An 11860-nucleotide genomic window follows, 5' to 3' on the forward strand; every position below is an offset into this window, starting at 1 on the left:
ACGGCCTGTAAAACTACTTTCTTCCATTATTAACAATTTATACACTTACACAAATAATTTCCTTCAAGAATGTACCTGAGCTGTTCAGCTCAGTAGTTTTTACAGATCCCGAACATCCTTTGTAGTATAGTTTTTTATTGCTGATAAATCAAAATCGTTTTCCGTTATAAAAGTAGCGTCTATTTGTTTGATTGCTCCTGTCGGTCTAAGCGACAACAAATCACTATCGTCTTGTAATTCTTTTTTAAAAGCATCCCTATTTTCTGCACAACCAAGAATTATCCAGGGAAAACCATATTCGGTCTGCTGGTAAAAAACAGATAACCTGACTTGTCCCTTATCCGATAACAGTTCATCACCTATTGGTATCTCTTGTAACTCACCAAGAAATTCAATTTGTATAGCTCTTACGTGATCATTGATATATAAATCTAGTATTAATCGTCTTTTTTCTGCTTCGATTTGATTTGCTATCTCCTCCTGTCCTTGATCTGCATTGGAATAACCTGGTTTTTCTGTTCGTAATAGCAGATATTCAATGCTATTATCAGGTAAAATCAATTTATAAAGACTAAATATTTCTAATAAAATTGCCATATATTATAATTAACACGAACCAGTATCTCGATCTTTATGATCTCGTAGCGATCGAAAATACTATTTTCTTGTATTAGTTACCTATTTTTTTGTTTGCTTCCGGTTAGAGCTATACTAAATCCAATATTATCATGAAATTTGTGAATAGCACTACAACTCCAATAAACACCCAATCTGATTCGTAACAGCTAAAATTGCACACTTCAGTCCTTTTATTTGAAGTTTCAGTAAAGAAAAAGAACAGTTAAGGAAGTAAAAGTAAAGCTATCTTTCATTAATTCACCAAATTTGTATAGTATACAATCGGGCATAAGAGCATGGAACCATTAAAGAAAGAATCGTTTTTGAATAATACAGGAAAACGAGTATTATTCATCATATCTGCTTTCTTTTTAATGTATCTCATATCCTATATTATTGATCCCTATTCTTCCTACTGGCAGGAATACTTCACGCGTAGTTTTTCGGAAATACTGGAAGACGTTGTATTAACCCTCACCTGCGGAATTGTTATTTCCGAATCAAGTATTTTTATCAGTAAAAGACTTAATAGAACTATTTTCTGGACAAAAACCCCCGTCAAACGACTCATGATTGAAACGGCACTAAACATTATCATGGTGCTCTTCATAAATTTCCTGATTATGCTTTTTTGGGTAAGCAAAACAGAAGATAACTTATCCTCTGTCTTTAGTTTTGCGCTATCTATTGAAGAAACAAAAGGAACGATTCACTGGATTGTTGTAAGCACAGCTATCGCTTTTATGATAATGGGAATCAACACGGGCAATCACCTTATTATAAGCTGGAAAAATGAAGCGATGAAAGCAGCGCGTTTGAACCAGATTGCTATGGAAGCAGAACTACAGTCGCTTAAACTACAAATAGATCCGCATTTTGTATTCAATAACCTGAGTGTATTGTCCGAGCTGATTCTGGAAGATCAACAGTTAGGATATGAATATGCCGACAATTTTTCCAGGATATACCGTTATATGCTAATGAGTTCAAAAAAGGACGTTATTTCGATGGAAGACGAGCTGCGGTTTCTGGATGCGTATATGTTCTTAATCCAACAACGCTTTGGAGAAGGTGTTCGTTTTGAAATTGAAGTTGATAAAGCCAGTCGGAATTCCTTTCTTCCTCCTATGACATTACAGTTACTCGTCGAGAATGCTTTAAAGCACAACAAAACCAATAAAAAATCCCCTCTTGTTATTTCTATTTTTAACAATGATAATCAGGAATTAATTGTAAAAAACACACTTTCTCTGATTGAAAAAAATATTGATTCGTCGGAAATAGGAATTAAAAATATCAATAGAAGATATAGTTTATTGTCAGAGAGACAGCCGAAAATCACCAATAACGGAAGCTTTTTCATTGTAAACCTCCCATTGTTAAAAGGATGATAAGAAACGTAGTTATAATCGAAGATGAAAAATTGAATGCAGACCGACTGGTTCGTTTGCTAAAGGAAATCAGACCGGAAATTCATATAAATGCTGTCATTGAAAGCATTTCCGATACCATAAGCTGGCTTAGTAATAATCAGCAGCCGGATGTGATTTTTATGGATATCAGGTTGTGTGATGGAATCAGTTTTGAAATTTTTGAGAAAACGACTATTAATTCCCCGGTTATTTTTACAACAGCTTATGACGAGTATGCCGTAAAAGCATTTAAGTACAATAGCATTGATTACTTATTGAAACCAGTCAAATCCGAGGAACTGAAAGCAGCTATTGAAAAACTGGAGTCAACCAAACTCTCCTTCAATTTATCTGCTTTAGACGAATTAACCAACTTTCTTTCATCAAAAAAGGAATACCGAACCCGATTTCTTCTACCGTATCGTGATGGTTATAAATCTCTTCTAGTGGAAAGAATTGCTTTTATTTACACGGAAAACAGAATCACGTATGCTCAAATCCGTGATGAAAGTCAGATTGTAGTTTTACCACATACCATGGAAGAATTAGAACAGCAGCTTGACCCCAGACAATTCTTCAGGACAAACCGCCAATACATCGTGCATATAGATGCTATCCAAAAGATTTTTAACCATTTCAACGGAAAGCTGAAGGTGGAATTAAAACATTTTTCGGAAACAGAAATTCTTATCAGCCGGGAAAAAGCAAGCGCTTTTAAACAGTGGTTAGATTATTAATAGTGTTATTTATTTACAATTTACATTGAAAGACTTCAGAAATATCCTTTCAGAATTCATTATTTTACATCCTGAATAATCTGATTTATCCTTCATTTCAACCATCATTATTGACGGTTCAGTCATCTTTTCTTCAATCAATCGCTCTTTCTTCCCTTTCTTTGTGCCCAAAAAACAAATTTGCAGCAATGGCATCCAAAATTTCTAAAAGAACAATTGTACATGTATTTATTCCCATCATCACCCTATTGTGTTTGTCTGCTTGTGCGGGAAGTTCTGAACAGGAACAGTTCAATCAGCCAAATGATGTTGATTTCATTGAAATAAGAGCAGAAAGCATACAAATTGAAAAAAAATATCCGGGAGCAATCGAAGGAATTGTGAACGTTGACATAAAAGCGCAGGTAACAGGATATTTGGATCAGATTTATGTAAAAGAAGGTGATTATGTGACTGCCGGACAATCGCTCTTTCGTATCAAAGGCGATTTATATGCTGAACAGGTAAGTAACTCAAAAGCCGCATACGAGGCTGCTTTGGCCGCTGAGAAAAATGCTCAAATTGAAGTAGAGAAACTGCGCCCTTTGGTGAAGGAAAAAGTGTACAGTGAATTACAGTTACAGACGGCTGAAGCAAATCTTTTAGCTGCAAAAGCACAGGTTTCTCAGGCACGTGCTGCATTAGGTACCTCTCAGGTAAATGCTGCTTTTACGCTGATTAAAGCTCCTGTGAGCGGGTACATTGGTCGCATTCCGAATCGCATCGGGAATCTGGTAACACCCGCAGATGTTGTTCCGCTGACAAACCTATCGGATATTCAGCAGGTTTTTGTGTATTTTTCATTAAGCGAAGCTGATTTCATTGCGTTTATGAAAGATCAAAAAACAGATCAATCGCTCAACACGGTTGAATTGATTATGGCAGATGGTTCTAAATACGGGCAAGACGGAAAAGTAGAATTTGCAAGTGGAAATATCGATAAAACAACGGGAAGTATTCCATTAAAAGCGGTGTTTGAAAACGAGGACAAACTATTGCGATCAGGAGGTTCCGGCAGAATTATTCTGAAAAAAACACTTTCTGATGTAATTACCGTTCCGATGGAAAGCGTAAAAGACATTCAGGATCGCTTTTTCGTGTACGTTCTTTCAGAAAAAAACACTATTAAGATGGTGCCGATTGAAGTTGAAGGAAAAACAATAAGTCACTACATCGTTAAATCGGGGCTGCAGTTGGGAGATAAAATTGCCATCAACCGAATCGATCTGCTAAGTGACGGAATGACTGTTGTCCCCACCATAATTAAATAAAGAATCCTTTTTTCAAAGTAGAAGTATGTTCAGAAAATTTATTGATAGACCGGTACTGGCTACCGTGATTTCTATCATCCTGGTTATTTTGGGAATTATCGGGTTATTGCAATTACCTATTACCCGTTTTCCTGACATTTCTCCTCCCACTGTAATGGTAAGCGGAAGTTATCCCGGAGGAAACAGTGAAGCCGTTTTGCGTTCGGTTGTTACTCCCCTGGAAGAACAAATCAATGGAGTTGAAAACATGCAGTACATCAAATCATCAGCAAGTAATGATGGTTCATTTTCCATTTCTGTTATTTTCAAACAGGGAGTTGATCCCGATCAGGCAGCTGTGAATGTTCAAAACAGAGTGCAGCAGGCTACTCCGATTTTACCAGAAGAGGTAATCCGAATGGGGTTAACAACTTCCAAACAGCAAAACAGTATGATCATGATCTTCGATATTTTCACCGATGACAATGAAAAATACGATGAGCTGTTTTTACAGAACTATGTAAATATCAACCTTGTTCCGCAGATAAAACGAGTACCCGGAGTTGGTCAGGTGCAAATGTTCGGATCAAAAGATTACTCCATGCGTGTTTGGTTAAATCCGCGAAAGATGGCCTCCTATCAACTAATTCCGGAAGATGTGGTACAGGCAATTTCTCAGCAAAGTTTGGAATCCGCACCGGGGAAATTAGGTCAGGAATCCGATGCTGCTTTGGAATATGTAATTCGTTATAAAGGGAAGAAAAGTCAGCCGGAAGAATACGAAAACATTGTCGTCAAACGAAATGGAAACAATCTGGTCCGGTTAAAAGATGTCGCGCGTATAGAGTTTGGCTCGATTACCTATAGTGGAAATACAACGTCTAATGGAAAAAATGCTGTTTCACTGGCAATTCTTCAAACAACAGGTTCGAATGCCAATGATATCGAGATCGGTGTAACAAACGAATTGAAAAAAGCATCCCGATCATTTCCCCCGGGAATTGACTTTGCGAATGTCTGGAGTACAAAAGACCGTCTGGACGAAGCAACGAGTCAGGTAAGATCAACTTTGATTGAAGCATTTATTCTGGTTTTTATTGTCGTTTTCCTGTTTTTACAGGATTTTCGCTCAACAATCATTCCCGCCATCGCTGTTCCTGTGGCTATTGTGGGAACATTCTTCGTTTTATTGACACTTGGTTTTACCATCAATATTCTAACACTTTTTGCATTGGTACTGGCCATCGGTATTGTTGTGGATGATGCAATTGTTGTTGTCGAGGCTGTTCACAGTAAAATGGAAGGTTCCTCCATTTCTGCAAAAGATGCCACACATCAGGCGATGAGCGAAATTACAGGAGCAGTTATTTCAATTACTCTGGTAATGTCAGCTGTGTTTATTCCCATTGGTTTCATGACAGGATCATCGGGCTTATTCTACAAACAATTTGCCTATACGCTGGCAACGGCCATTATTATTTCAGCCATCAACGCATTGACATTGACGCCTGCGTTGTGTGCATTATTATTAAAAAATACACACAATGAAAATCAATCGGAAACTACCAGAAAATCAGTTTCAAAACGTTTTTTCACAGCATTTAATATTGGCTTTCATTCATTAACGGACAAATACATCAACAGCGTTCGGTTTCTGGTGAAAAAGAAATGGTTGGGTGCAGGTCTGGTCGTCCTGACAATTATTGTAGCTGCCTGGCTGATGAACCGTACAACCAGAAGTTTTGTTCCGATGGAAGACGATAATTTTATTGTTTACAGTTTGACAATGCCTCCTGGGACCGGTTTGGACAGAACCAATGCCGTGGCTGAAAAAATAAGAACAGAACTATCCGATGTAGAAGCGATCGACATTGTTTCTAGCATTACAGGATTCAACATGCTGAATAATGCGGCCGGACCGGCTTATGCCATGGGATTCATCAAACTGAAAGAACAGCGTGATCGCGGGGAGATCAATAATATTAATGCTATTCAGGGAATTATTTCTAAAAAAATGAATACTATCAAAGAAGGTTCCGTACTGGTATTCCGATTCCCTCCTGTGGATGGATATGGTGTAATCAGTGGAGCTGAAATTGTTTTGCAGGATAAAATGGGAAAAGATCCTGAATCTTTAAAAGCAATGGCAGATAAAACCATCGAAAAAATCATGCAACAGGAAGGCGTTCAATTTGCTTACACCATGTTTCGGGCTGATTTCCCACAATTGGAACTGGAAATTGACGAAGATAAAGCACACCAGCTAGGAGTAAATATCAGTAGTATGTTAAACAGTATTCAAACCTATTTTGCAGGAGATCAATCGCTCAATTTTATTCGTTTCGGAAAATTTTATCGGGTAAGCATAAAAGCAGATGGTATTTTCCGGACCGATGAAGACGCATTCAACGAAATTTTTGTGCGCAACGATCTGGGACAAATGGTACCTGTAAAATCAATGGTTACATTACACAAAGTGTACGGACCGGAATCGGTGAACCGGTACAATTTATATAACTCCCTAACAATCAATGTCGATGCAAAACCCGGTTACAGTAATGGAGCTATTATGGAAACATTAGAGAAAAATGTATTGAACAAACTTCCGGGAGATTACAGCTACGAATGGACCGGTTTGAGTCTGGAGGAAAAATCATCCGGTAATCAGGCAACTTATATTCTGATTCTTAGCTTGTTATTTGTTTACTTCCTGTTGGCTGCACAATATGAGAGTTATCTCTTGCCTTTATCTGTTTTACTATCCATTCCAACCGGGATTATCGGAGCATTTTTAGCTATAAATGCTATTGGACTGGACAACAATATCTATGTGCAGGTTGGATTGATTATGCTCATTGGATTGTTAGCAAAAAATGCCATTTTGATTGTCGAATTTGCTGTTCAACGTAGAAAATCAGGGCTCTCAATTCAGGAATCAGCATTGCAAGGTGCCAAGTCGAGACTACGTCCGATTATCATGACTTCATTAGCATTTATTGCAGGAATGATTCCTCTGATGTTTGCAAGTGGCGGAACTGCATCGGGAAATAAATCCATCAGTACAGGAGCAGCATTTGGAATGTTGAGCGGAGTGGTGATTGGAATATTTGTCATCCCGATTTTGTTCATATTCTTCCAATATTTACAAGAACGTGTTTCCAGAAAGACACCACATTAATCATAAGAAAATGAAAATAACAAGTACTACAATCGTTTTGCTGATTGCTACAGCATTTATCAGTGCATGTGGCGTAGGAAAAAAATATAGTCGTGCCGAACTTGATTTGCCGGACAATTACAACACATCTGTTGAGACAGTTTCAGATACCGTTCAATTACCCTGGAGAACATTTTTTAAAGACCCTGTTTTAATCGGATTGATAGAACAGGCACTGGAGAAAAACAATACAATTGGGGTAGCAATGAAGGGCGTACAACAAACGGAGTTGATGTACAAGCAAGCCAAATTACAGTTTTTGCCCACCCTTGATTTTACAACCGGAGCGAATCGAAGCTGGCTGTCCAGAAATTCATTGAACGGGTCGTTGAGTGAGCAGTTTATCGGAACAATGTATATGGACGATTACAATGCAGGTTTTAATTTATCATGGGAAATTGATATTTGGAGAAAAGCGAAAATGCAAAAAGAGGATGCTTTGGCAGGATATTTTGCCCAGCAAGAAAATCTCAATGCATTGCGAACAAGGATCATTACAGAAGTTGCTTTGGCATATTATAATTTGATTGCTTTGGATGAACAGTTACTCATCGCTCAGCGAAATACAGATTTAAGCGACAGTACTTTGCGAATGATCACATTGCAATACAATTCTGCCGAAGTCAGCTCGCTGGCACTTGAACAGGCTGCTGCACAAAAGAAAACGGCAGAATTACTGATCCCTCTGGCAAAACAGAACATTGCAGTTCAGGAAAACGCTTTGAGTATTTTATGTGGAACGTATCCAACAAGCATCGAACGGGCGGGAAGTTTGACACAAGCTATGCCTGAAGAACTTTTTCCAACGGGAGTTCCAGCATGGTTACTGAGCAGAAGACCTGATGTGAAAATGGCGGAATATGCCGTAATGTCAGCAAATGCAAAGACGGGACTTGCAAAAGCAAATATGTATCCTTCTTTCAGCCTGTCTGCTTCTTTGGGAGTCAATTCTTTTAACTTCAACAATTGGTTCAACCTTCCGGGTTCGCTTGCAAAAAACGTTGGTTTAAATTTACTACAACCCGTTTTTCGTAGGAAGTCATTGAAAACAGCATACGAGATTGCTGTGATTGAACAGGAAAAATCCGTTTTACAATTCAAAGAAGCTGTTTTAGTTGCCGTGAGAGAGGTTTCGGACGCATTGGTAGTACTCAAATATACAGATGAGCGATTGGTTCTTGTAGATGAAAAAACAAAGTCATTGAATAAAGCTTCAAATGATGCAATTCTCCTTTATCAAAGTGCAATGGCAAATTATCTGGAGGTTATTACAGCTCAGAATAATTTACTTCAAAATGAATTGGAAGCAATTACGATAAAGAGAGACAAACTCATTGCATTGACAACTCTATACCGGGCATTAGGAGGAGGAACAGAGTAATCATTAACTTTTAATAAAAGATCTGGAAATTATACGATTAGCTGTTGTTTACGAAATTCAAAGTTTCTTATAATTTAAAACCCCATCTATTTTCCCTTTTTGTTCCAGACTCCCTGTCCTCGCAAATTCGGCCCACAATGCACAAACTTTCATTTGGCTTTCGGTAAGTTCTTGTGCACTTATCCCCTCTACCAGTTTAGCGTTTTTCCAAAGCGAGCTATCTCCAAAAAGTAGAGGCAGGTCTATCGTATGCGTAGCTCCTAAGCCATTGGTTTTGGAGCCCCAAATGATTTCGTAGTTATAGACATTGTTGCTGTCAGTAGCACAGTTCTTTGCAAATTTTTTTGTTCCTTTTTTATACACCTTTTTAGTAGTTACATTAACGACTACTCGTTTCAAGAGTCCTCCTATAATGGGAGTATTTGCCATTTTTTTCAATTTTGGGATATGGGGAACAAAAAAAGAGGTTTCATCTTTAGTATACCCAATCAAGATATTTACTTCTTTAGCCCTTTCTCTCCAGATTTTTTCTACATCTTCTTCGTCAGGGAACGGATACTGCCCATACTGATTTCCGAAAGGCATTGCCGCTTTTAAACCATATTCTGACGCTGCTGCTATCACTTCATTTTGCCGGCTAAGAATTGTATCTATATCAGCCTGACGCGGTATTTCTTTGGCCACCTCAATCATATCCTGAATCATTTGCTTTTTATCAAATATCAACCCCAGAGGAGCACTTTGTATAATGACATTTTTAAACAAGCCTTTTGATTCTTCAATGAGCATCATTTGAGCAACGGCTTCACCACCCGCCGATTGTCCAAACAAGGTAATATTATCAGGATTCCCTCCGAAATATGAGATATTCCTGTTCACCCACTTAATAGCCTCCAGAATATCAAGGTAACCCAGGTTTGGAGGAATGTCGTTATATCCCCCCAGAAAGCCCAATAAACCTAAACGATAAGAAACGTTAACCACAATTACGTTCTGATTATGAACGAATACTGCCGGATCAAAAATCGAGGCATCTCCGGCTCCAGAAACAAAACTTCCACCGTGAATCCATATCATAACAGGCAGACTGTCCCGGTTATTATCCGGCCTGGTAATCGAAAGATTCAAACATGCTTCAGACTGTTCTAATAGGTCTAATGGCTCAACACCAAACATCTCTGAAAACGATGGTTTTTTCTCTTGAGGGCAAGCAGGAGAAAGTTTCTGAGAGTCTGAAAGGATTGTTGATTCTTCTACCATAGATGGCAACTCATATCTTTTTGCCTTTGCATAGGGAATATTCGTTGCTTTCAGCACACTATTTTCAACAATTAATCTGACTTCACCCAATGGCGTACTGATTATTTTATTTTGGGACAGGGAATGAATGGACATAAAAAGTGCTATTATTACCAGGTTACTACTCTTCATTTATTGGTTCTTTTCGTTCAGTATTGCCTAACATTTCGGGGCTTGGTGAAAACGGAAATTTCCAACACGAAAGTTCAATCGAAGAACTAAAATTGAACCTTGTACAGACCAGCATTCAACTGAAGCTGCTCTACCCCACTTTTAGCAATACCGTATTAGTAAAGTTATCTGTTTTTGATCGGGAATAAATACTGCATCTAAGAATTTGCAATTTATAGTTAGTCCGACTATTTCATCCTCCACCAAATAACAGAAGACATATACCGATCACAATTTAACTTTATTTTTAAGATTATAGCCTCTACCTTCTTAATAAATTCGACACATTCAAAATCATCTTTACGTTGTTTGTTCATTCCCATTTGCTAACGTTCTGTCTGCTAAACGAAATTGTATTTTATTTCAGCTAAAGATACTTCTTTGTTTTTTCATTAGGAGTAGTAACCAGAAATAAGAACCCAACCGGAAATACTCACATGAAATGAATAACGGCTCGAATTTGCATTCAAACCTTTATTCCCTACTGCACAAGATGTTACGTACCGTTTTATTCTTCGTTTCGTATCCTTTGGCAATTCTGAAACTACCAAATCGTATGACTCATTAATCCATCTGTACATTCTAAGTTTTGTCGAACGGTATTTTTTCTTCTGCACCTCTCAGGGAAAGATAATAATTTCGGTATGTCCTGATATCCATTACTTACTTTTTTCCGCAACCCCAAGTATGTAGCCATTATTATTCTTTAGGTAGAATTCACGCATTCCGTACCAAGCCGTTTTTAGTTTGGTTCGGTTGGTTTCCAACCTTTGTCTTTTATTTGCTCGTAAAAATCATCAATTCCGTCAATTTCCTTCGGTACTAAAGATTTAATGGTTTGCGTTGCTTTTTGGCAAAAAAGTTCAAAATCAAGAAGGTCTGATGAGTTAGAGTTCCAAAAGTTAGCGGGTAAATTTTTAGCCTTGTTTACTAAATCAGCCACACGCTCTTTCAATAAATATTCAGAGGCAAGCGGTTTAAAACTAATAGCAAATGTTTTTCTATTCGCTTTGATGGTAGCATTTACCGGGAGAGTACCTATACCCAAAAGGGTGATATGAAAAGGCATTGGGGTTGTGCAACATCCAAAAACTATCTACAAAGCCTGATAAAGATTTGTCCGGCTTTCTGGCTTTATATGCTATGTCAATAGGAGCCTTTTACTGTTTTTATATCGCTTGTACGTTTGTTGCCTGCCTCTAGCAGTTTGCAGCTAAGTTATCGTTTTAATGTGGCTTAGGTGCTATCTATAGTAGTTTATCTCAATACTCGCCATGGCTTTGGAATAAATACCCAACTACCTTTGATATTTACAAAATAGTTATAGCTCACCCCTGCTTCAGCATCTTTTTCACGCAAATAGGTAACCCGATAAAAAGTAACGTTTGACTGAATTTGATCAACAATTTCCTTCATTCCGCCAGCATAATTCCCCTTATTATCTTTAATGTCATACGTCGTAAATGTTTCAATTCTACAGTCAGCGAACACTTCATTTTCATTAGACTCATCATCAGGCAAGCTACTTTTCATTTCTTCAACAAATCCATAAAAAGTATAGGCACTTTTGTCTTGAAAAATTAATTTACAGTCTTCTAGAGAGGGAAGTGATTTTACAATCATTTCTGTTTGAGATTTTGAATCTAAATATTGACCAAAGTGAGTTTTTGCTTCCTCAGAATAATCCTGTGAATAGCATTCTAAGGATAAAACTGAGCTGATAAATATTAGTGTGA

9 protein-coding genes are annotated in these 11860 nt (G+C 37.7%); 5 read left to right on the forward strand and 4 right to left on the reverse strand.

All coding sequences use genetic code 11. The features are described 5' to 3' along the window. Positions 1-99: 99 nt before the first annotated feature. Positions 100-597 carry a hypothetical protein gene (locus AC4PL9_RS14395; protein ID WP_491605448.1) on the reverse strand — a complete coding sequence of 166 codons (498 nt, stop codon included), beginning with the start codon at positions 595-597 and terminating at the stop codon, positions 100-102. A gap of 317 nt (positions 598-914) precedes the next feature. On the opposite strand from AC4PL9_RS14395, the gene AC4PL9_RS14400 reads away from it, so the two are divergent. From AC4PL9_RS14400 to AC4PL9_RS14420, 5 genes are all read left to right on the forward strand, one after another. Further along, positions 915-2009, forward strand: coding sequence for a sensor histidine kinase (locus AC4PL9_RS14400; RefSeq protein WP_491605449.1), 1095 nt, complete (start codon positions 915-917; stop codon positions 2007-2009). Further along, positions 2006-2767, forward strand: coding sequence for a LytR/AlgR family response regulator transcription factor (locus AC4PL9_RS14405; RefSeq protein WP_491605450.1), 762 nt, complete (start codon positions 2006-2008; stop codon positions 2765-2767). Before AC4PL9_RS14400 ends, AC4PL9_RS14405 begins: the two co-directional genes overlap by 4 nt. A 188-nt stretch (positions 2768-2955) precedes the next feature. Further along, entirely contained in the window at positions 2956-4077 is a 1122-nt protein-coding gene (locus AC4PL9_RS14410; RefSeq protein ID WP_491605451.1) for an efflux RND transporter periplasmic adaptor subunit, read from the forward strand. Positions 4078-4102: 25 nt separating this feature from the next. Beyond that, a complete protein-coding gene (locus AC4PL9_RS14415; protein ID WP_491605452.1) occupies positions 4103-7234 on the forward strand; it encodes an efflux RND transporter permease subunit in 3132 nt (1043 codons plus the stop codon). 10 nt (positions 7235-7244) lie between these two features. Then, a complete protein-coding gene (locus AC4PL9_RS14420) occupies positions 7245-8654 on the forward strand; it encodes an efflux transporter outer membrane subunit (protein ID WP_491605453.1) in 1410 nt (469 codons plus the stop codon). A 57-nt stretch (positions 8655-8711) separates the two neighbouring features. Here the strand turns inward: AC4PL9_RS14420 and AC4PL9_RS14425 are convergent, their stop codons facing one another. The 3 genes from AC4PL9_RS14425 to AC4PL9_RS14435 form a co-directional block, all read right to left on the reverse strand. Further along, positions 8712-10085 (reverse strand): carboxylesterase family protein, encoded by a 1374-nt coding sequence (locus tag AC4PL9_RS14425; protein ID WP_491605454.1) that lies wholly within the window; start codon positions 10083-10085, stop codon positions 8712-8714. A gap of 781 nt (positions 10086-10866) precedes the next feature. Beyond that, positions 10867-11193 carry a hypothetical protein gene (locus AC4PL9_RS14430; RefSeq protein WP_491605455.1) on the reverse strand — a complete coding sequence of 109 codons (327 nt, stop codon included), beginning with the start codon at positions 11191-11193 and terminating at the stop codon, positions 10867-10869. Between the two features lie 188 nt (positions 11194-11381). Further along, positions 11382-11860 (reverse strand): hypothetical protein (locus AC4PL9_RS14435; RefSeq protein WP_491605456.1); only part of this gene is annotated, 479 nt, incomplete at its 5' end.

It is taken from the genome of Wandonia sp., from assembly GCF_984588085.1.

Excerpts from the sequence above, each read along its gene's own strand:
- AC4PL9_RS14395 (WP_491605448.1), bottom strand. The coding sequence starts at position 597 with ATGGCAATTTTATTAGAAATATTTAGTCTTTATAAATTGATTTTACCT.
- AC4PL9_RS14400 (WP_491605449.1), top strand. The coding sequence starts at position 915 with ATGGAACCATTAAAGAAAGAATCGTTTTTGAATAATACAGGAAAACGA.
- AC4PL9_RS14405 (WP_491605450.1), top strand. The coding sequence starts at position 2,006 with ATGATAAGAAACGTAGTTATAATCGAAGATGAAAAATTGAATGCAGAC.
- AC4PL9_RS14410 (WP_491605451.1), top strand. The coding sequence starts at position 2,956 with ATGGCATCCAAAATTTCTAAAAGAACAATTGTACATGTATTTATTCCC.
- AC4PL9_RS14415 (WP_491605452.1), top strand. The coding sequence starts at position 4,103 with ATGTTCAGAAAATTTATTGATAGACCGGTACTGGCTACCGTGATTTCT.
- AC4PL9_RS14420 (WP_491605453.1), top strand. The coding sequence starts at position 7,245 with ATGAAAATAACAAGTACTACAATCGTTTTGCTGATTGCTACAGCATTT.
- AC4PL9_RS14425 (WP_491605454.1), bottom strand. The coding sequence starts at position 10,085 with ATGAAGAGTAGTAACCTGGTAATAATAGCACTTTTTATGTCCATTCAT.
- AC4PL9_RS14430 (WP_491605455.1), bottom strand. The coding sequence starts at position 11,193 with ATGCCTTTTCATATCACCCTTTTGGGTATAGGTACTCTCCCGGTAAAT.